At 42.9% G+C, this 20,704-nt stretch carries 17 protein-coding genes; 8 read left to right on the top strand and 9 right to left on the bottom strand.

The annotated features are described in order from the left end of the window. Positions 1-1,086 (bottom strand): 3-phosphoserine/phosphohydroxythreonine transaminase, encoded by a 1,086-nt coding sequence (serC, locus tag ACYTPF_RS16425; RefSeq protein ID WP_461852964.1) that lies wholly within the window; start codon positions 1,084-1,086, stop codon positions 1-3. Between the two features lie 145 nt (positions 1,087-1,231). Continuing rightward, positions 1,232-3,946, bottom strand: a complete 2,715-nt coding sequence (gyrA, locus tag ACYTPF_RS16430) for a DNA topoisomerase (ATP-hydrolyzing) subunit A (RefSeq protein ID WP_461852965.1) — start codon at positions 3,944-3,946, stop codon at positions 1,232-1,234. Positions 3,947-4,248: 302 nt separating this feature from the next. On the opposite strand from gyrA, the gene ubiG reads away from it, so the two are divergent. The 4 genes from ubiG (at position 4,249) to yfaE (ending at position 9,364) form a co-directional block, all read left to right on the top strand. Further along, positions 4,249-4,953 (top strand): bifunctional 2-polyprenyl-6-hydroxyphenol methylase/3-demethylubiquinol 3-O-methyltransferase UbiG, encoded by a 705-nt coding sequence (gene ubiG / locus ACYTPF_RS16435; RefSeq protein ID WP_179983545.1) that lies wholly within the window; start codon positions 4,249-4,251, stop codon positions 4,951-4,953. Between the two features lie 547 nt (positions 4,954-5,500). Then, complete coding sequence (gene nrdA, locus ACYTPF_RS16440; RefSeq protein ID WP_179983546.1) at positions 5,501-7,822, top strand: class 1a ribonucleoside-diphosphate reductase subunit alpha; 2,322 nt, start codon at positions 5,501-5,503, stop codon at positions 7,820-7,822. Positions 7,823-7,948: 126 nt separating this feature from the next. After that, complete coding sequence (nrdB, locus tag ACYTPF_RS16445; protein WP_136781688.1) at positions 7,949-9,079, top strand: class Ia ribonucleoside-diphosphate reductase subunit beta; 1,131 nt, start codon at positions 7,949-7,951, stop codon at positions 9,077-9,079. A 12-nt stretch (positions 9,080-9,091) separates the two neighbouring features. Then, positions 9,092-9,364 carry a class I ribonucleotide reductase maintenance protein YfaE gene (gene yfaE, locus ACYTPF_RS16450; protein ID WP_461852966.1) on the top strand — a complete coding sequence of 91 codons (273 nt, stop codon included), beginning with the start codon at positions 9,092-9,094 and terminating at the stop codon, positions 9,362-9,364. A 109-nt stretch (positions 9,365-9,473) separates the two neighbouring features. On the opposite strand, the gene ACYTPF_RS16455 is transcribed toward yfaE, so the two are convergent. Further along, positions 9,474-9,716 (bottom strand): DUF2164 domain-containing protein, encoded by a 243-nt coding sequence (locus ACYTPF_RS16455; protein WP_461852967.1) that lies wholly within the window; start codon positions 9,714-9,716, stop codon positions 9,474-9,476. Positions 9,717-10,089: 373 nt separating this feature from the next. Here ACYTPF_RS16455 and ACYTPF_RS16460 point away from each other — a divergent pair, with 373 nt between their 5' ends. Together ACYTPF_RS16460 and ACYTPF_RS16465 are read left to right on the top strand one after the other, a co-directional pair. Next, entirely contained in the window at positions 10,090-10,404 is a 315-nt protein-coding gene (locus ACYTPF_RS16460; RefSeq protein ID WP_461852968.1) for a hypothetical protein, read from the top strand. Positions 10,405-10,690: 286 nt separating this feature from the next. Then, positions 10,691-11,788, top strand: coding sequence for an NADH:flavin oxidoreductase (locus ACYTPF_RS16465; RefSeq protein WP_461852969.1), 1,098 nt, complete (start codon positions 10,691-10,693; stop codon positions 11,786-11,788). A gap of 39 nt (positions 11,789-11,827) precedes the next feature. Here the strand turns inward: ACYTPF_RS16465 and ACYTPF_RS16470 are convergent, their stop codons facing one another. The 5 genes from ACYTPF_RS16470 to dapA all read right to left on the bottom strand — a co-directional run bounded on the left by ACYTPF_RS16470 (position 11,828) and on the right by dapA (position 18,212). Next, positions 11,828-14,182 carry a sensor domain-containing phosphodiesterase gene (locus ACYTPF_RS16470; protein ID WP_461852970.1) on the bottom strand — a complete coding sequence of 785 codons (2,355 nt, stop codon included), beginning with the start codon at positions 14,180-14,182 and terminating at the stop codon, positions 11,828-11,830. A 252-nt stretch (positions 14,183-14,434) separates the two neighbouring features. Then, a complete protein-coding gene (locus ACYTPF_RS16475) occupies positions 14,435-15,301 on the bottom strand; it encodes a DMT family transporter (protein WP_461852971.1) in 867 nt (288 codons plus the stop codon). 184 nt (positions 15,302-15,485) lie between these two features. Beyond that, the gene (gene purC / locus ACYTPF_RS16480) at positions 15,486-16,199 is read right to left on the bottom strand and encodes a phosphoribosylaminoimidazolesuccinocarboxamide synthase (protein WP_179983555.1); all 714 of its coding nucleotides are present in this window, start codon (positions 16,197-16,199) and stop codon (positions 15,486-15,488) included. Positions 16,200-16,211: 12 nt separating this feature from the next. Continuing rightward, positions 16,212-17,315 (bottom strand): outer membrane protein assembly factor BamC, encoded by a 1,104-nt coding sequence (gene bamC, locus ACYTPF_RS16485; protein ID WP_461852972.1) that lies wholly within the window; start codon positions 17,313-17,315, stop codon positions 16,212-16,214. Positions 17,316-17,327: 12 nt separating this feature from the next. Next, positions 17,328-18,212: a 4-hydroxy-tetrahydrodipicolinate synthase gene (gene dapA / locus ACYTPF_RS16490; RefSeq protein ID WP_179983557.1), complete on the bottom strand. Its 885-nt coding sequence runs from the start codon at positions 18,210-18,212 to the stop codon at positions 17,328-17,330. 178 nt (positions 18,213-18,390) lie between these two features. Between dapA and ACYTPF_RS16495 the strand changes: the two genes are divergently transcribed. Both ACYTPF_RS16495 and bcp read left to right on the top strand, forming a co-directional pair. Further along, positions 18,391-18,954, top strand: coding sequence for a glycine cleavage system transcriptional repressor (locus ACYTPF_RS16495; protein WP_179983558.1), 564 nt, complete (start codon positions 18,391-18,393; stop codon positions 18,952-18,954). Next, positions 18,932-19,396 carry a thioredoxin-dependent thiol peroxidase gene (bcp, locus tag ACYTPF_RS16500; RefSeq protein WP_461852973.1) on the top strand — a complete coding sequence of 155 codons (465 nt, stop codon included), beginning with the start codon at positions 18,932-18,934 and terminating at the stop codon, positions 19,394-19,396. Before ACYTPF_RS16495 ends, bcp begins: the two co-directional genes overlap by 23 nt. Positions 19,397-19,463: 67 nt before the next feature. Here bcp and ACYTPF_RS16505 read toward each other — a convergent pair whose 3' ends face one another. Then, positions 19,464-20,537: an AI-2E family transporter gene (locus tag ACYTPF_RS16505; protein WP_179983560.1), complete on the bottom strand. Its 1,074-nt coding sequence runs from the start codon at positions 20,535-20,537 to the stop codon at positions 19,464-19,466. Between the last annotated feature and the right edge of the window lie 167 nt (positions 20,538-20,704).

Genomic DNA, 20,704 nt, shown 5'->3' on the forward strand with positions numbered 1-20,704 from the left:
TTATCCATTCACTCTTTCAAATTCGCGCATAAATTCAACTAGCGCAACAATGCCCTCTACCGGCATTGCATTATAAATACTGGCACGCATGCCCCCTACCGAACGGTGTCCTTTCAATGCAAGCAAACCTGCATCTTGCGATTGCTCAAGGAATAGCTTATCTAAATCAGGATTAGCCAAATGAAACGGCACGTTCATTTTAGAACGGTTGTCAGGATGAACTTTACTTGAATAGAAATCAGAACTATCAATGGCAGAATACAAAAGTGCAGACTTCTCTGCATTGCGCTTCGCCATAGCATCAACGCCGCCCATGTCTTTAAGCCACTCAAATACAAGCCCAGCTAAATACCATGAGAAAGTAGGCGGTGTGTTGTACATAGAGTCTGATTTTGCCGCTAATGCGTAGTCGAAAATAGAGGGCGTTTCTTTACGCGCTTTACCAACGAGGTCTTCGCGAACAATGACCACAGACAAACCGCTTGGCCCGATATTCTTTTGTGCGCCGGCGTATATAACACCGTGTTTTGCCACGTCTAGCGGTTGTGACAATATCGTCGAGGACATGTCAGAAACCAGTGGCACATTACCAGATTCGGGCAGCCATTCATAAGCAATGCCATCTACCGTTTCGTTTGGACAAAAATGATAGTAGGCCGCAGACTGATCGATATCGCTAACATCAGGCTTAGCGATATAGTGAAGCCCGTCTTTTTCTGTAACGTCGCCCACAACTACCGCATTATTGTATTTATTCGCTTCACTCACCGCGCCTTTTGACCAAGAGCCGCTCACTAAGTGAAGGCTGGTATCACCAGCGGATGATAAATTGAGGGGAACAGCAGCAAATTGACCGCGTCCACCACCATGTGTGAAAAGCACATGGTAGTTAGACGGCACAGATAGCAAGTCACGCAAATCCTGCTCTGCTTTTGCGGCTATCTCAATGAAGTCTTTACCACGATGGCTCACTTCCATTACAGAACAGCCTAAATCGCGCCAATTTGTAAATTCTGATTGTGCCTTTTCCATCACTTCTTTAGGAAGCATGGCCGGCCCAGCACTAAAGTTAAAAACCTCTTTCATTGCGTTTTTCAACACCTGTAGATAAGTACCGTTCAACCCGCTTTATTACAAACATTTTGCGGGCCTATTAGGTAAACAAGCGGCAAAAGCCGCTTGTTTGAAAGAACACTGATAATGCGCAAGTATGAATACCTGCGCCCTATCCCTACTCTTCTGTCGTTGAGCCGTCACCGTCTTCTGCGGTGTTCTCTTGCTCTTGAACAGCAGTTTCTGCTTGTTCTGGCGCATCGTCTGAAATGATTAGGTTACCGTCTTCGTCGAATTCTTGTAACTCTTCCACTTCTTCAATACGCTGTAACCCTACAACGTGCTCACCTTCTACTGTACGTATCAAGCGAACGCCCTGTGTGTTACGGCCTACTACTGACACTTCGCCTACACGGGTACGAACCAATGTGCCTTGGTCACTAATAAGCATAATTTCATTGGTTTCGTCTACTTGAACCGCGCCAACCACTTTACCGTTACGCTCGGACACCTTAATTGATACAACACCTTGTGTCGCACGGCTCTTCGCAGGGTAATCTTCAAGCGGAGTACGCTTACCGAAACCATTCTCTGTTGCTGTCAGGATTGGGCCGTCGCCTTTAGGAACAATAAGTGATACCACTTTTTGTCCATCTTGAAGACGAATACCGCGAACACCTGTTGCCGTTCTTCCCATTGGACGAAGTGCCAGAAGCTCTTCACCCGTCTCTGGGTCACGCTTAACTTCACCGGTTTCGCTGTCGCGAAGCTTCTCGTTAAAACGAACTACTTTACCCGCGTCAGAGAACAACATGATGTCGTCATCACCGTGGGTAATATCAACACCAATTAGCTCATCACCTTCATTTAGGTTAACAGCGATAATACCGCTTGAACGAGGGCGAGAGTATAGGCTTAGGTCAGTCTTTTTAACTGTACCGTTTGCCGTTGCCATAAGTACAAACTTGCCTTCTTCAAATTCTTTAATAGGAAGAATAGCAGTAATACGTTCGTTTTCTTCAAGCGGTAGAATGTTAACAATTGGGCGTCCGCGCGCATTTCGGCTAGCGAACGGCAATTGATACACTTTCAACCAGTATAAGCGGCCACGGGTTGAGAAGCACAATATGTGATCGTGTGTATTCGCAACAAGAAGCTTTTCGATGAAGTCTTCATCTTTCATCTTAGTTGCAGACTTACCACGACCGCCACGACGTTGTGCTTCGTAGTCTGTAAGCTTCTGGTACTTCACATAACCTTCGCGAGAAAGCGTTACAACAACGTCTTCTTGCTCGATTAGATCTTCAATATCTATATCGTGGCTTGCAGCGGTAATTTCAGTACGACGCTCGTCACCAAACTCATCGCGAACTTTTTCAAGTTCTTCTTGAATCACTTCCATCAAACGCTCTGGGCTATTAAGGATGTGAAGAAGTTCTGCGATTAGCTCTAGAAGTTGCTTGTATTCTTCAAGGATCTTCTCGTGCTCAAGACCCGTTAGCTTGTGTAAGCGTAGGTCAAGAATTGCTTGCGCCTGCTGTTCCGTTAGGTAGTACTTGCCGTCGCGGATACCAAATTCCGGCATTAGCCAGTCTGGACGCGCTGCGTCATCGCCTGCGCGCTCAAGCATTTGCGCTACGTCGCCTAAGTCCCAACCTTGTGCAACAAGCGATTTCTTCGCATCTGCAGGGCTCTGCGATGCTTTTATCAACTCAATAATTGGGTCGATATTAGCAAGCGCAATTGCCAAACCTTCAAGGATGTGGGCACGATCACGGGCTTTGCGTAATTCAAATACAGTACGGCGTGTTACCACTTCACGGCGGTGAAGAATAAAGGCTTCAAGCGTTTCTTTAAGGTTAAATACTTTAGGCTGACCATTGTCTAGCGCAACCATATTGATACCGAATACCGTTTGAAGCTGGGTATTCGCATATAAATGGTTAAGCAGAACTTCGGCAGATTCGTTACGTTTAACTTCAATAACAATGCGCATGCCGTCTTTATCAGACTCATCACGCAGTGCCGAAACACCTTCAATACGCTTCTCTTTTACCAGTTCAGCGATCTTTTCAATAAGACGTGCTTTGTTAACTTGGTAAGGAATCTCGTTAACAACAATGGTTTCTTTACCGTTGTTGTCTGTTTCAATTTCCGCTTTAGCACGAAGATAGATTTTACCGCGACCGGTGCGGTAAGCATCTTCGATACCTTTACGACCGCTGATCATCGCTGCCGTTGGGAAATCAGGACCAGGAATATGCGTCATCAAATCATCAATGGTAATTGATGGGTCTTGAATTAAGGCAACACAGCCGTTGATCACTTCAGTCAGGTTATGCGGCGGTATGTTTGTCGCCATACCAACTGCGATACCTGATGAACCGTTAACTAAAAGGTTAGGTACCTTAGTTGGTAATACTTCAGGGATGAATTCAGTACCGTCATAGTTAGGTACAAAATCGACGGTTTCTTTATCTAAATCGGCAAGTAATTCGTGCGCAATTTTCGCCATGCGAACTTCGGTATAACGCATCGCAGCGGCAGAGTCGCCGTCTACAGAACCAAAGTTACCTTGACCGTCAACCAACATGTAGCGCAGTGAAAACGGTTGGGCCATACGAACGATAGTGTCGTAAACCGCAGAGTCACCGTGAGGGTGATATTTACCAATTACGTCACCTACCACACGGGCAGATTTTTTGTATGGCTTGTTAAAGTCGTTTTTCAGTTCGTTCATTGCGAACAGCACACGACGGTGCACTGGCTTCAAGCCATCTCTTACGTCAGGCAAGGCTCGCCCGACAATAACGCTCATCGCGTAATCAAGGTAGGAGTTCTTTAACTCTTCCTCAATATTAACGGGGAGGATTTCTTTAGCGTTATCAGACATAAACTGCTTAATCCCTTTATTTTGGTTTGTTCTGCGTTATCCAGCGCTTTACTTCACATCATTGTGAAAGCAAGGCTTGGGAGCGCACTGTTGTTATTATGTGGGTCATAATCGTGCTTCGAGTGTACCACTTGATGACAGAATTATGTAGCGCTTAATTACGCTTATTAATCAACTAAAAGGCAAGCGATTATTTTTCGCTCATCCCTTCGTATAATTTAGCTATTTCTGTTTAAAAACAGTGAAACATAACCCGAATTTACGATATCTTAAAAAGAGATAGGTTAAGGATTGTTTTACTAATGACGAACGTCGATCAACAAGAAATCAATAAATTCTCTGAACTTGCGTCTCGCTGGTGGGATCCAGAAGGCGAATTCAAGCCACTACACCTTATTAACCCACTCCGCCTAGACTTCATTAATCAACATAGCCAAGGGTTATTTGATAAGAAAGTCGTGGACATAGGTTGTGGTGGCGGCATTCTCGCTGAATCTATGGCCCGTGCTGGTGCAATAGTAACAGGTTTAGATATGGCTGAAGCGTCGTTAGAAGTGGCCAAACTTCACGGTTTAGAGTCTGGGGTTAAAGTTGACTACGTCTGCTCAACGGCTGAAGCATTTGCTGACGCAAACGCAGGTCAGTTCGATGTAGTAACTTGTATGGAGATGTTAGAGCACGTGCCCGACCCTGCCTCTGTTGTTATGGCCTGCGCAAAGTTAGTAAAACCTGGCGGCCACGTTTTCTTCTCTACACTGAACAGAAACCTGAAGTCATATCTGATGGGGATCCTCGGCGCAGAATACATTCTGAAATTAGTACCTAAAGGTACGCACGATCACGGTAAATTTATAAAGCCTTCAGAACTTATGGCAATGACGGATCAAGCAGGTTTGCTTCCTCGCGACATGACAGGTTTGCATATGGACCCGATTTCTCAAGGCTTTTATCTTTCGTCTAATAACGTAGACGTAAACTACTTACTATATACAGTAGCGCAAAGTTAATTTAACACTATATGTTGGGCTGCGGTGATATTTTAAACACCATATATCGTGTCTGTATAAAAATTGAATTCTAAGAATAAATTAATTTTTATACTTAAGATTTTGTTTAAAACGCTTGCATTCCAGATATTTTACGCTTGTAGAACGCTAAAAAGTTAGTTGTTACTAACATAAATTTCATGCCAGATTGAGTGCTTGAAATACCACCAGATATTGGGTTGCAATCAAGACAAAACCTCACTATCTTGTGTTTAATTCAGCACGGGATCCCACCAATAATTTTTCGGGATCTCAACTAATGACAAACTGTCTCTGGGACACCACTGATAGTTTGAAACAATAATCTCGCTGAAAATAAAAAAGCAGTAAAGAATTTAATGAGCAGTCTCTACTACAATACTTCTTGGTATTAGTTTAGGCCGCTTTTTGTGTGTGTTTTTAACTGGCGTGAGCCAACAACATTAACAACATACGCATTTAAAATTAAAACGAAAATGGGCAATAGATAGCCCACGCATCAAGCGCTAACAGACAAACGGCCAGTAACATGAACAACAACTTATTCGTCACCAAACGAAACGGTGAAAAAGAGTCCATCGACTTAGAAAAAATCCACAAAGTCGTTACATGGGCAGCCAAAGGATTAAACAACGTTTCTGTTTCACAAGTTGAAATAAAAGCGCAAATTCAGTTCTATGACGGCATTAATACCAGCGAGATCCACGAAACACTGATTAAGTCAGCGGCTGACCTGATCTCTACTGATGCGCCAGACTACCAGTACTTGGCAGCGCGCTTGGCTATCTTCCATCTTCGTAAGAAAGCGTACGGACAATTTGAGCCGCCAGCGTTACTTGAACACGTTGGAAAAATGGTAGATTTAGGAAAGTACGACAAGCATTTACTTGAAGACTACACGCCTGAAGAATTCGCAGAGATGGAAACCTATATTGACCATTGGCGCGATATGAACTTCAGCTATGCTGCGGTTAAACAACTTGAAGGCAAGTATTTAGTTCAAAACCGTGTTACTGGTGAAATTTATGAAAGTGCACAGTTCCTTTATATTCTTGTAGCAGCGTGTCTTTTCGCAAATTACGACAAAGCGACGCGTATGGATTACATCCGTCGTTTCTATGATGCTGCATCAACGTTTAAGCTATCGCTACCTACCCCAATTATGGCCGGCGTACGAACGCCTACGCGTCAATTCAGCTCGTGCGTACTTATTGAAACAGGCGACAGCCTAGACTCAATTAACGCAACGGCAAGCGCGATAGTTAAATACGTAAGCCAACGCGCGGGCATCGGTGTAAACGCAGGGCGCATTCGTGCACTGGGTAGCCCTATTCGCGGTGGTGAAGCATTCCACACTGGCTGTATTCCGTTCTACAAATACTTCCAGACCGCAGTAAAAAGCTGTTCACAAGGTGGCGTTCGTGGTGGTGCGGCTACGTTGTTCTACCCTATCTGGCATATGGAAGTAGAATCTCTACTAGTGCTCAAGAATAACCGTGGTGTAGAAGAAAACCGTGTACGTCACTTAGACTACGGTGTTCAGTTCAACAAACTGATGTATCAACGCATGATGAAAGATGGCTACATTTCATTGTTTAGCCCATCTGACGTACCAGGTCTTTATGATGCGTTCTTCGCCGATCAAGACAAGTTTGAAGAGCTATACGTTAAATACGAAAACGACGACAGCATCCGTAAAAAGCAAATTAAAGCTATGGAACTGTTTAGCTTGTTCATGCAAGAGCGCGCAAGCACAGGTCGTATATACCTTCAAAACGTTGACCATTGTAATACGCATAGCCCATTCAACCCAGAAGTTGCGCCAGTTCGTCAAAGCAACTTGTGTCTTGAGATTGCGCTACCGACTAAACCACTTCAACACGTTAACGACGAAAATGGTGAAATTGCCCTTTGTACGCTGTCTGCATTTAACTTAGGTGCAATTGAGTCAGTTGATGAGTTTGAAGAGCTTGCTGACCTTGCAGTACGCGCTCTTGATAATCTACTTGATTACCAAGACTACCCTGTTCCTGCTGCGTACAACGCAACTATGGGCCGTCGTACTCTGGGCGTGGGCGTTATCAACTTTGCTTATTACCTTGCTAAGAACGGCGTTAAATATTCAGACCATAGTGCGAATGGTTTAGTCCACCGCACGTTTGAAGCAATGCAGTACTACCTACTGAAAGCGTCGAACAACCTGGCTAAAGAGAAAGGTGCGTGTCCTAAGTTTAACGAAACTACCTACTCGCAAGGCATCATGCCAATTGACAGCTACAAGAAAGACCTTGATAGCGTGTGCAATGAACCGCTTCATTACGACTGGGATGCATTACGTGAAGAAGTTAAAACACACGGACTACGCAACTCTACGCTGTCTGCATTAATGCCTTCAGAGACATCTTCTCAGATCTCTAATGCGACCAACGGTATTGAGCCGCCACGTGGTTTTATCAGCATTAAGTCGAGTAAAGACGGTGTACTTAAGCAAGTTGTACCTGAATACGAAACTTTAAAAGATAAATACGAGTTACTTTGGGATATCCCTTCTAACGATGGTTACCTGCAACTTGTGGGTATCATGCAGAAGTTTATCGACCAAACTATCTCTGCAAACACTAATTACGACCCAAGCCGTTATGAAGGTAACAAGGTCCCAATGAAGCTTCTGCTTAAAGACCTTCTTACTACTTACAAGCTTGGTGTTAAGACACTTTATTATCATAACACTCGTGACGGTGCTTCAGACACCTCGGCGTTAGACGCTAAAGCAAACGAGCCTATGCCACGTCAAGAAGAAGTCGTAGTAGAGGAAGATGATGATTGTGCAGGCGGTGCGTGTAAAATCTAGTACACGCCCTTTTGCAAAAATGGCAGGTTCGTAAAAGGATTTTAAGGTTTCGCCTGCCATTAACGTTTCGCAGCAAGAACACAAACAATAATACGCGTTAATCACTAAGTTTTTAGTTAGGCCATCATGAAATACACTACGTTTAATCAGCAAAGTACTAATCCATTGATCGAGCCGATGTTTTTCGGTAACCCCGTAAACGTTGCACGCTATGATCAGCAAAAGCATGCCATCTTCGAAAAGCTTATTGAGAAGCAAATTAGCTTTTTTTGGCGCCCTGAAGAAGTAGATGTTTCTCGTGATCGTGTCGATTTTCAAAAATTGACCGACCCAGAAAAGCATATCTTCATATCGAATCTTAAGTACCAAACCCTGTTAGATTCGGTACAAGGCCGTAGCCCGAACATTGCGTTCTTGCCTATTATCTCGCTACCGGAATTAGAGACGTGGGTTGAAACATGGTCTTTCTTCGAGACTATTCACTCACGTTCATACACGCACATTTTGCGCAATCTGTTCTCTGATCCAAGCGAGATATTCGAAGATATCGTTGTAAACGATGAAATTAAGCGCCGTGCGGCTGACATTTCTAAATACTATGACGACCTTATTTTCGCGACTCAGCTTTGGCAAACTCAGGGTGAAGGTATTCATACCGTCAATGGCACTGCATACACCGTTAACATGTACGAGCTTAAAAAGAAGCTTTACCTGTGTATGAACTCGGTAAATGCACTAGAAGCGATTCGTTTTTATGTATCTTTTGCCTGTACGTTTGCCTTTGCAGAACGTAAGTTGATGGAAGGTAACTCTAAGATTATTCGGTTGATTGCTCGAGATGAAAATCTGCATTTGTCATCAACACAGCACATTCTAAACTTGTGGGCTAAGGGTAAAGATGACCCTGAAATGGCGCAGATTGCGGAAGAATGCAAAGACGAAGCCCGCGCGATCTTCATGAACGCCGTTGAGCAAGAAAAGCAATGGGCTGATTACCTGTTCCAAAACGGCTCTATGATTGGTTTAAACAAAGAAATTCTTTGCCAATACGTTGAGTACATTGCGAATCAACGTATGTCAGCGATTGGTCTAGATACGCCATTCGAGATAAGCAGTAACCCACTTCCATGGATGAACAACTACTTAAATTCAGACAATGTGCAAGTGGCGCCACAAGAATCTGAAATAAGTTCTTATCTTGTTGGGCAGATAGATTCTGCTGTGAGCGAAGACGATTTTGCTGATTTTGAGCTGTAAACCCAGAGCTTAATGAGCAGTAACGATAAATCACTCCGCATCGACGTTGTCGATGTGGGGGCGATTATTGCCCCCTCTGATATCACTATCTTAACCGCCCTTGAATCAGCAGGCGTCAATATTCACTACCACTGTCGCGAAGGGTTTTGCGGTGCGTGCCGTACAAAGCTTATTGAAGGCGAAGTTGAATACACTACTGACCCACTCGCCTTTATTGACGACGATGAAATTCTTCCATGTTGCTGCGTAGCTAAGTGCCCGTTAAAAATAAAAGTGCCGCTTTAGATTGTTAGCATGTTGATTTAAAAGTCTGCATAACTCTGGTCGGATATTCCCATGGCTTTTTGTTTTTATCATTACGAGCGGAAAAAACACATAGCGTCGCTATTTCGTATTAAAGCACTTTCTCGATGGCGTACAGCTCTTCATCAATAACCTGTAGTCGCGATGCAACAACGGCCCTCGCGTCGTTAACACCTTTGTTATAAAAAGATGCGCCCATTTCCTTAATAAGGAAGTCGAGAAGAAACTCTCCGTCAAATTGACCAAGGTCCACGTGTAACTCATCATCAAAATATCGTTGCAGTTTAGCGACTAACGCGTCTTTTTCTTCACGCGTAAATGCAATCTCACTCATTTTTTATTCCTCCTTTGTAACGTTTAAAGTGCCACGCTTTTATCTTATGTCAAGTGATAGACTTTATACCCTTTGCCTTTGGTAGACACGTAAACGCTAACATACCTATACCCTTATTTTTCTGATAATTTCGTAGAGCTAGATTTCAGCTTGGTATGGTTTTCGCAACACGTATACTTCTAACGAGGAGCTAATTTTTTGCGAAGAAACGACACGACGCTATCATTAGTTTCCATTTTGCTAAAGATAATTGCTTTAAACGCAGAGCGTAATTGCTCTTGCACTACAAGCGCTAACCCCAAAGTTTGCGTTAATTTCTTGAATAATCTTCTCAAGATTATGTAGCGCTTATTAGTGATTTGAGAGGTTATCAATGAAAATTTTATCCATTATAGGTATCTCAGCCGCAGTTATACTCGCTAGTTCAACGGCTTATGCTGGCCCTAACAACCCACATAAAGATAAATCACTTCCACCGGGCATCGAGAAAAAATACGAACGGACGGGAGAATTACCGCCAGGTTGGGAAAAAAAGCTAACTGTTGGAAAGCGCCTTGACCATGATATTTATGACCATGCTCGCGTCGTTGTGCCATTGGGAGATGACGGGTTGATCACTGTTCGTATAGAAAATAAAGTTGTACGCCTTATTCAAGCTACAAGAGAAATCGTTGAGATTTTAGATTAACCCTACGGATATCTGAATAAGGGCTCTCATCATAGAGCTCTTAGCTCACTTTTACTTATGGCTTACTATCAACATTTGAAAATTGACTTGCCCCTACTCACCAGTAGTATCTGGTATCGACTACAGCCTCTTTAGCCCATTAGTGATTATGTGAATCCTGCAAGGCTTTACAAAGTAAAATCACTAATGCAATTAATTACTTAAGGCTCTTTAAAGAATAATAACGTTTCATTTTCTGGGTGAAATGCACACAGCCTTAATTGCAATAAAAGATCAGGATTAAAACATGGCAGCTAACGCACTATTTAAGCCTTATTCACAAGGTAATCTCTCACTAACCAACCGCATTGTTATGGCGCCCATGACTCGCCAGTTTTCCCCAAACGGGATTCCAACGTCTGATGTAGCGGCTTACTACAAACGACGTGCGCAAGGTGGAACTGGGCTTATCATTACTGAGGGCACCACAGTCGACGACAAAGTTGCAACAATGGACGCCAACATCCCTCAATTTCACGGAGACGAAGCCTTAGCCGGGTGGAAAAATGTGGTTGATGAAGTTCATAGCGAAGGCGGGAAAATCATGCCACAACTGTGGCACGTGGGTATGGCACGCGTTGCAGAAAAAGCCCCCTACCCCGAGCTTCCAAGCGCTGGGCCATCGGGACTATTCAAACCTGGTAAACAGGGTGCTGAACCCATGACAGTCGAGCACATTGAATCTGTTATATCCGCATTTGCCCAAGCTGCAGCTGATGCCAAAGCTATCGGCATGGATGGGATAGAAATTCACGGTGCGCATGGTTATCTCATCGACCAATTCTTCTGGGAAGGCACTAATCAGCGTACTGATAGCTGGGGCGGTAGTATGGAAAACCGCGGTCGGTTTGCGGTGGAAATAATTAAAGCCATTCGCGCTGCCACTGGTCCCGATTTCCCCATCGTGCTGCGCTATTCTCAGTGGAAACAGCAAGACTACACCGCTCGCTTAGCACACACACCTCAGGAACTAGAGCAGTTTCTACTTCCTCTCAGTGATGCTGGCGTAGATATTTTTCACTGTTCTCAACGCCGCTACTGGGAAAGTGAGTTTGAAGGCAGCGAACTAAACCTTGCAGGCTGGACTAAGAAGATTACTGGAAAACCCACAATTACAGTTGGTTCAGTAGGCCTTAATGATGACTTCTTCGGCGCATTTAAAGGCCAAGACTCAAGTACCCGTGCTGTTGATGACTTACTTGAGCGACTTGATGCCGGTGAATTTGATTTAGTCGCGGTTGGAAGAGCATTATTACAAGACCCCAACTGGGCTAATAAGATTAAAGAAAACCGAACAGATGAACTAAAACAGTACTCTGGCAAAGCCCTAGCTACACTATCCTAGTTTTATGAGCTAATTGCACTGATGTGCAGCGTAACCATGTCAACTAGCACTTCTCACGGTGCTAGTTGCCTTTAAAAGGGATTCGAAATCGACTTTCCCCATCGGCCTCGCTATGTAATACCCTTGTCCATAGTCACAATTCATTGCTTTTAAGATCTCAAACTGCTCTTGAGTCTCAATGCCCTCTGCAACTACTTTAATTCCAAGCTTTTTAGCCATAATAATAATAGCTTCGCACAATACTTTATCGTTACTCACGTCTGTCATGGTTTTAACAAAGCTTTTGTCGATTTTTATAAAATCGGTAGGAAACTTTTTCAGATAAGAAATAGAAGAGTACCCCGTACCGAAATCATCAAGGGCTATACCAACACCGGCTTGCCTAAACTGAAACAACTTTTTAGAAACCTCTTCGTCAGCCTTCATTAAAAGGTTTTCTGTGACCTCAAGTAAAATAGACCTCGCTGAAACATTTATCTCAAGCAATCTGTTAAGCCAGCTCGTAATATTCGACTCTTGATGAAAATATTGGCAAGGTGATGTATTTATACTTATTTGAAGATCACGGCAATAATGCAACTGCCAATACTTTACATTCCTGCACACCTCTTCAAAAACCCAGTCGCTAATTTCGATAATTAAACCCGACTCTTCTGCTAAAGGAATAAATTCATCGGGCGGAATTCGTCCTTTTTGTGGATGCTGCCATCGAAGCAAGGCTTCCGCCTTTAAAATCTGACCATTACCGAGCGTCGTTATAGGCTGATATTCAACGAAAAGTTCATTGTTTTTAACGGCATAACGTAGATCATTTAAAAGAGAAAGTCGTTTTACCGCCGCTTCATGCATGTCTAAGGTATAGTATTTGTAACTATTTTTCCCCGACGCTTTCGCTTTGTACATAGCTTGATCGGCGTACTTCAACAAGTCCTTAGTGTTATTAGCATCATCTGGATATAAGGTTACTCCTAAACTACCGCTGGTATGCACCTGCTCTACATCGATTAAAAAAGGTTCAGCTATCGTTTCTAGCAGTTTCTGTATTATATCGTCTACTGAACTTAAACTATTGATGCTGTTTAAAATGATGACGAATTCATCCCCGCCCAGCCTAGCAACAGTATCACTAGCGCGTACGCTTTGCTCTAAACGCTTAGCACACTCTTTTAAAAGTTCATCGCCTACATCGTGGCCGAGCGTGTCATTTATATCCTTAAAATTGTCGAGATCCAGGAAAAGGACCGCAACCTTATCATTCTCCCTGTTAGCAGTCTTAATCGCTAAGTCGAGATGATCCTGCATTAGGTTTCTATTTGGTAGGCCAGTGAGCGTATCAAAATTGGCTTGTTTCCAGATAAGGTCGTTCGCTATATCTCTTTCAATAGCAATGCTCGCAATATGTGCAAATTGTTCTATCAGAATAACTTCTTCAGAGGTCGGTATCGCTTTATATTTGTGATATATACCAAAGGTCCCAATTACATTTCCATTGGCGCCTCTAATTGGCTGAGACCAGCAAGATGCCACCCCCGCTTTTGCAGCTAATTCGTGGAAGCCAGCCCAATAGGGGTGCGTACTAATATCTTCAACTACGGTAGGGCTATTGGTGGCTGCTGTATTACCACAGGAGCCTACCCCTTCACCAATTATCAAACCGTCAATAGCATCATTGTAGAATTCAGGCAAAGATGGAGCAGCACCTTTTCTAAGTTTGCCGTCTTGTTCGAGTAAAATACTACAGAGTTTATTGGGGTACTCGCTTTCAATTGCACTCACAATATCAAAAAGTACACTGTGAAGAGATTCTGCATTTACTACTTTTTCAAGAATAGTACTTCTAACCCGCGTAAGTTTTTGCGTTTGCTCGAGTTGGTCTTGGTACTCAGTAATCTGTTTTGACAGCTCTGTGTGTTCTTCTCTACAAATCTCTTCGTTTGCCAGCTCAGCTAGCTTTTCAAGCTGAAAAAGTTGGCTTTCGTTAAAGTCATGCGGCTCTGTGTCAAGTACACACAAAGTACCCACAGCGCAGCCATCTACAACAAGCTTTATTCCTGCGTAGAAGCGAATATGGGGTTCGCCCAAAACAAACGGATTATCTTTGAAGCGCGCATCTTTTTGGGTGTCAGGAACAATTAATGGGTCCGTTTCACAAATGGTGTGGCTGCAAAAGGCGATATCGCGAGCAGACTCTTTAATCTCAAGATTGACTGAAGATTTAAACCACTGTCTATTGCTATCAATTAACGTGATCGTCGCGAATCGGCAATTAAGCACACTGCTTGCTAAACCCGTAATCCGGTCAAAACGCGCTTCATCGGGCGTATCTAGTAGCGCTAATCTTTTGAGAACAGATACTCTTTCGAGTTCGTTAGATAATGCTCCTGTAACTACCACACTACGCTCCAATAAACTTTTCCACCAATAGTCACTGTTTCATTTCGCCACTTTGCGCCCAACGATATACACATTGTTAACCGCTGAACTTTAGCATCACGGATGGAAATATAACATTTTTCTTTAGTCTACAAAGATGCGCACCTTTCGCTACACCTTTATAAAAAAGCGTGAAGGTGAACAATCTGTAGAAAGACCACCAATTAAATATGTGCTATTTAAAAGGGAATGCATTATCTTTCGCGTGGCTAGCTACCTTTTTATAACTAAGTAGATGCCACCCAGCGTCATGATAGAAGCGATAACAACCTGAATGCTAAGTTGCTCACCAAGTATAGCCCATCCCATCAAAGTTGCGATTACTGGAACGCTTAACTGAACTGTGGCAGCAGTAGTTGATTTGATAACTGGCAGCACGCTATACCAAATTGCATAACCACATCCTGATGCCACAATGCCAGAAACAAGTGCTAATAAGGCGCCAGTATTGTCGAACACTAATACACGACTATTTAGCGATAATAGAAACCCAACTAAGGGAATAGATAAAATAGATGCGTATATGAAGTTGCCCGATGTAGCAAACAAGGCGGACTTACTTTTTTTGCCTAACAGCGAATATACGCCCCACGCAATACCTGCAGTGACCATGATTATGCCAGCTAAAAGTGGCGGCGCCGATGCACTCGGCAGTAACAAAATTATTAGACCAGCGAATGCTAAAAGAAAACCTAGCCATTGAAAACGCTTAAACCGTTCTCCTCTTGCTAGTCCAAAGCTAATCATAGTTAGCTGAACTGCGCCGAATAACAACAATGCCCCGGTGCCAGTAGCCATAGAAATATAGGCATACGAAAAGCACAGTGCGTACAAAAACAGTGACGCGCCACCGAGGAAGGTTGCATTACTTTTTAGGTTAACCCAAAGGCTTGAATCCCCTGCTGCTTTTCGCAAAGAAAAGAGCGACAATAACGTGAGTGCTAGTGCACCGCTTATTAAGCGCAACGCGGTAAAGCTAGCGGGGTCAATATCTGTATTTGCCAGCGCCATTCTGCACAGTAACGAATTTGCAGCAAAAGCAACCATTGCTACCGTGACTAAAGAAAGTGTTTTAAACAATGACCGCTCCTTTGCGCATATCTCTATTTCTAAATATTCATTCTTTCAAAGAATGTATCGTTAAAATAATAACTTAAAAGAGTTTTCTTCAAATAACCAACTTTTAAATGTTAGTCATAAAGGCTTAAACAAAAAAAGAGGACCTGAAGGTCCTCTTTCATTCAAACTACACGCAGGTCTGTATCTACAGAGACAAACCTAAACGCTCAGCAACTTCAATGTAAGTTTCTACAACCGAGCCAAGCCCCTGTCTAAAACGGTCTTTGTCCATTTTCTTACGGGTTTCTTTGTCCCATAAGCGACAGCCGTCAGGAGTAAACTCATCGCCTAACACGATGTTGCCGTCTTTATCGACACCAAACTCTAGTTTGTAGTCAACAAGCAACATACCTGCTTCGTCAAACAATGCTTTAAGTACATTGTTTACTTTAAAGGTTAGTGCCTTCATTTCGGCAATTTGTGCTTCTGTAGCCCAGCCAAATGATAGAATATGGTAATCATTCACCATTGGGTCGTGAAGCGCATCGTTTTTAAGGAAAAACTCGAAAATAGGTGGGTTAAGCTCTTTACCTTCTTCCACACCTAGTCTGCGCACTAAAGAGCCAGCAGACAAGTTTCTCACCACACACTCGACAGGGATCATGTCGAGCTTTTTAACCAAAGACTCAGTATCAGAAACTAAAGCTTCAACTTGTGTTGCAATGCCCGCTTCTTCAAGCTTAGTCATTATAAAGTGGTTAAACTTGTTGTTTACTTCACCCTTGCGATCAAGCTGCTCTATTTTTTCACCGTCGAACGCTGAAGTGTCGTTTCGAAAGTGAAGAATTAGTTTATCGCTATCATCAGTGTAATAAACAGTTTTTGCTTTACCGCGGTAAAGCTCGTCGCGTTTTTCCATTCTCAGTCTCAGTTATATATCAAGGTTATCTTCTGACATGACCTCAGCAAATGCACTGTAAAGGTCGGAAACCTGATTTGCTTCAAACGGTACACTTTCATTGTTCATGAAAGTAACTGATGTGCGATTTGCACCCGCTTTTGCAACTTTCAAACGATAATCACCCTTTTCGAGTAATTCAGCATCGCTTGAGAATAAACCATCCCACCAACTACCCTGGTCACCATTATAAGTGATAAATAGCAGGCCATTTGATTTATCTAAATCTTTAACATCAAACCCAAGTTTGCGAAGTACCAAAAGCATTCTAGGCCAAGCAACGTCATATTGCGCTTCCACGATGTACGCTGGGTCCCCGTCATCGTTAAAGCCCATTTCCGTATTAATACCTTGACGAATCTTCGCAATTCTTCGCGTTTCAGCAAGCTGAATTTGGTATTCGTAATGACCGATAACCTGGTTTAATACTTCAACTTCTTCGCGACGCTCTTCCAAAGAAGAAACGTCTGCAACTACGTCGTTACCAACGGTTTGCATGTAGTCTTTTAAATCAACCGTCAATGCAGCGCTACGACCATGAGGTTTGACATCCAGGCTGAATTCAAAACGGCGACCTATCTCGCTTTCTTCGTCGATAAAGCTATACCAAGGGCCATCAATTTCCTTTGTCATGACCATCCAATCAGTGATCAAAACTTTATCTTCCGGGCTAAAGCTATCTACACCTATTCCCTGCTCATCTAAGAAACTTAATAATGAGTTCCAGATTGCTTGGCTTAGCGGTTGGCTATCATCAACTTGGTCAAACCAAATCGTTGCTGAGCTCTTACCTTCTTCCACGTGAGAGCCAGTAACTAAAGGAAGAACCAACGCAGGAGAACGAACCATCAAGTTCTTACCTACAAGCGACTGGTCTGCTTCTTTACCTACCTCTGGTAAAGCAAAGTCTCTCGAAAAGGTAGGTGCATCTAAGCCAGGAGGTACTTCTAAGGTCTTTTGTTCTTTAGTTTTTAAGTACTCGTAGCTACCAGAAGCGGTCTTTCTATCTATTTGGCTTGAACAACCTGCAAGTGCAACCATCGCTACTGAACTTGCTATAGCCAGCGTTCTTTTCATCTGTATTCCTTATTAACCAGAAATCAATGCGTATTTTTTTAGTAGTTCTTCGATACGTTTTTGGCTTGATAGTTCCGGTAAAACCATAGGTAATCGCATAACAGCACTTTTCATCATTCCCATTTTGTATAACGCCCACTTAGGCATTACAGGGTTTGGTTCAATGAAAAGCTCACTGTGCAATAGCTTGATTGATTCGTCGATCTCTCGACATTTATCGAAATCTTTATTGAGGGCAGTTTCGCACATTTGTGCAATAGCTTTAGGTACAATGTTAGCGGTAACTGAAATGACACCATGCCCGCCCTCGCACATGAATTCAGCACTTGTGCCATCGTCGCCACTTAGAATGACAAAGTCTTCCGGAACAAGAGGCTGGGTTTCTTTTAATCGAGCAATGTCACCGGTTGCATCTTTAAGACCAACAATATTTTTGTGGGCAGATAATTCTGCAACGGTTTCAGGAAGCATGTCAGCTACGGTTCGGCCCGGAACATTGTATAGGATCACAGGCAAGTCGCTAGCATCGGCAATGGCGTTGAAGTGGGCAATCATACCCGCCTGTTGCGGCTTATTGTAGTAAGGCACCACGCTTAAGAAACCATCTATACCTGTAGCACCTAATTGCTCGGTAAGAAAAATTGCTTCAGCAGTAGAGTTTGCACCACTTCCAGCAATAACAGGGATAGCACCTGATGCCATTGCTACTGTTTCTTTAACCACGTTGATATGTTCATCAAACGGTAGTGTTGCTGACTCACCTGTAGTGCCAACAGACACAATACCATGAGTGCCCTGCTCTACATGAAACTTCACAAGTTTCTCTAAAGACTTGTAATCGATATCGCCGTTTTCGAGCATCGGCGTGACGAGTGCTACGTAACTACCAGTAAACATAATCTCTCCGCAAAATGTGAACGCACATGGTAATTATGTCAGTGCTTAAACACAAGTAATAGCGCATGTAAAATGACAAGAATTTGACAATATCTTATTCAAAGGCGGGAAAAAGGCGCTGACTTCTAAAAAAACTCTGTGCTAACATCCCGACATTATTACCATTGAAGTGAAGTAGATGTCGAAACAACAACTTATCGTTACCATTTTAGGTACAGACAACACTGGCATCCTAAGCGAAATTGCAACAACGGTATCAGAAGCTCAGTGCAATATTTTAGATAGCAGGCAAGCTATATATGGCAAAGAGTTCTCGTTGACTATGATCATAGAGGGAACGCAAACAGCTATTACAAAAGCCGAGTGCATACTACCAGCACTATTTCAGCGCCTTGATTTGCTGTCGATGATGAAGCGAACGAGTCACCATGAAAAGCAAAATCTCGCGCACCTCTTTAATGTTGAATTTAGTGGTGAAGACGAAACGGGCCTGATTAAAGCCGTTACCGGCTTTTTCGCAGAGCGAGATGCCATGATTAGTGCGTTTAGACAGCGAACCTACAAAGACAAAGCCACTGGTAAAGACAACATGCGATGCAAATTTATTGTTTCGCTTACTTCAGATGAAAATATCGATGTTTTAGAATCTGATCTAATGTCCCTGTTCAAATCGTTAAACGTGACAGGCAAAGTAGTAGACAAACACAAGAAGGATCCCAATGAAAACGTTACAAGCTGGTGATAAAGCTCCACAATTCTCATTGCAGAACCAAAATGACGAAACCGTATCTTTAACTGATTACGCAGGTAAAAAAGTACTCGTGTATTTTTACCCTAAGGCAATGACGCCAGGCTGTACAACTCAAGCACAGGGATTACGTGATGTTAATGAAGAACTGACCGAGAAGAACGTGGTTGTACTAGGTGTAAGCCCAGATGCGGTTAAGCGACTGCCTAAGTTTATAGAAAAAGAAAACCTTAATTTCACCCTGCTTTCTGATGAAGACCATGCTGTTGCCGACGCATTTGGTGTGTGGGGGCCTAAAAAGTTCATGGGTAAAGAATATGATGGCATCCACCGTCAAACTTTCTTGATTGACGAGAACGGTGTAATTGAGCATGTTTTCAATAAATTCAAAACAAAAGAACACCACACAGTTGTTCTTGATTACCTGAACAGCTAAATTTTTCACATAACAAAAAAGCCCCGATAACGTGCAAATATCGGGGCTTTTTTATACTTAGTGTTAGCTACTTTGCCTCTTCGGGAATTGCAACAGGATTACTTGACCACGCAGTAACCACAGCTTTTACCAACGTAGCAAGTGGTATGGCGAAAAACACGCCCCAAAAGCCCCAAAGGCCACCAAAGACTAAAACAGCAACAATAATATAAAGCGGGTGAAGACTAACCGCTTCAGAGAATAATAACGGCACCAATAAGTTACCATCTAATGCCTGAATAATGCCGTAGGCTATCATTAGATACCAAAACTCTGGTGATATTCCCCACTGAAACATTGCAACAACAGCCACGGGTATTGTGACCACTGCAGCACCGATATAGGGAATGAGTACAGAAAAGCCAACTAAAACGCCAAGCAAAATGGCATAACGCAAGTCCATAAGAACAAAAGTCACACAGCTCACTACACCCACGATAATAATCTCAATCACTTTGCCGCGTATGTAATTAGCGATTTGAGAATTCATTTCGTGGCCCACTTGAGTAATTAAGCGGCGTTCTTTTGGCAATAAACGAGAAATGCTGTCTAGAAAGAAAAGCTTGTCTTTCAGCATGAAAAATACCATCAAGGGTACCAGCACCATATAAACAAGCAGTGCGGCTAGATTGGCGATATTACTGAACGAAGCGGAAATCAGGGTTTCTCCTACTTCTACTAGCTTTTCATTTAAGCCTTCCATCATCTGATGGATTTGATACACCTGTACGTAATCTGGGTATTTATCAGGAAGCGTTAAGATCCATTCTTGGGCTTTTTGCCAAATTAACGGCGTTTCTTGAATAAGATTCACACTCTGCTTTGAGATAATTGGAACCAATCCAATCAAGGTTAAAATAGTGATAGTGATAAATCCGAGCATTACCACGCCGCATGCCAAAGTGCGACTAACGCCAACACTCACTAAACGACTTACTGGCCAGTCAAGCAGATAAGCAATAACCGCTGCAACCAGTACAGGCATAATTAGCTCGCCCCACAATAGCAACACTGTTGTGGTTAAAAGAATCAAAATGAGCAGCATTGCCGCATCAGGATCGGAAAATTTGCGTCGGTACCAACGACCAAAAACGCTAATCATAGAAACGCCTAGAAATAACCAAGAATAGGACACGCATCATAGTTGATAGCACTAGCAATTAGCAATAAGTAGTAGTTAAGAATCTTTCAAAATCAAACTGGTATGATGTTTTTACAGTATTACTATTAGCGTGTAGAGTGAGAGTGTAGATAGTTGTTAACTAAACT

It is taken from the genome of Alteromonas sp. HB246098 (genome assembly GCF_054890645.1).

What these genes read in the sequence shown, in the direction of transcription:
- nrdA (WP_179983546.1), top strand. Translation starts at nt 5,501, where the DNA reads ATGAACAACAACTTATTCGTCACCAAACGAAACGGTGAAAAAGAGTCC.
- nrdB (WP_136781688.1), top strand. Translation starts at nt 7,949, where the DNA reads ATGAAATACACTACGTTTAATCAGCAAAGTACTAATCCATTGATCGAG.
- ACYTPF_RS16460 (WP_461852968.1), top strand. Translation starts at nt 10,090, where the DNA reads ATGAAAATTTTATCCATTATAGGTATCTCAGCCGCAGTTATACTCGCT.
- serC (WP_461852964.1), bottom strand. Translation starts at nt 1,086, where the DNA reads ATGAAAGAGGTTTTTAACTTTAGTGCTGGGCCGGCCATGCTTCCTAAA.
- bcp (WP_461852973.1), top strand. Translation starts at nt 18,932, where the DNA reads ATGAAAACGTTACAAGCTGGTGATAAAGCTCCACAATTCTCATTGCAG.
- yfaE (WP_461852966.1), top strand. Translation starts at nt 9,092, where the DNA reads ATGAGCAGTAACGATAAATCACTCCGCATCGACGTTGTCGATGTGGGG.
- ACYTPF_RS16455 (WP_461852967.1), bottom strand. Translation starts at nt 9,716, where the DNA reads ATGAGTGAGATTGCATTTACGCGTGAAGAAAAAGACGCGTTAGTCGCT.
- gyrA (WP_461852965.1), bottom strand. Translation starts at nt 3,946, where the DNA reads ATGTCTGATAACGCTAAAGAAATCCTCCCCGTTAATATTGAGGAAGAG.
- ACYTPF_RS16495 (WP_179983558.1), top strand. Translation starts at nt 18,391, where the DNA reads ATGTCGAAACAACAACTTATCGTTACCATTTTAGGTACAGACAACACT.
- ACYTPF_RS16505 (WP_179983560.1), bottom strand. Translation starts at nt 20,537, where the DNA reads ATGATTAGCGTTTTTGGTCGTTGGTACCGACGCAAATTTTCCGATCCT.
- purC (WP_179983555.1), bottom strand. Translation starts at nt 16,199, where the DNA reads ATGGAAAAACGCGACGAGCTTTACCGCGGTAAAGCAAAAACTGTTTAT.
- bamC (WP_461852972.1), bottom strand. Translation starts at nt 17,315, where the DNA reads ATGAAAAGAACGCTGGCTATAGCAAGTTCAGTAGCGATGGTTGCACTT.
- dapA (WP_179983557.1), bottom strand. Translation starts at nt 18,212, where the DNA reads ATGTTTACTGGTAGTTACGTAGCACTCGTCACGCCGATGCTCGAAAAC.
- ubiG (WP_179983545.1), top strand. Translation starts at nt 4,249, where the DNA reads ATGACGAACGTCGATCAACAAGAAATCAATAAATTCTCTGAACTTGCG.
- ACYTPF_RS16465 (WP_461852969.1), top strand. Translation starts at nt 10,691, where the DNA reads ATGGCAGCTAACGCACTATTTAAGCCTTATTCACAAGGTAATCTCTCA.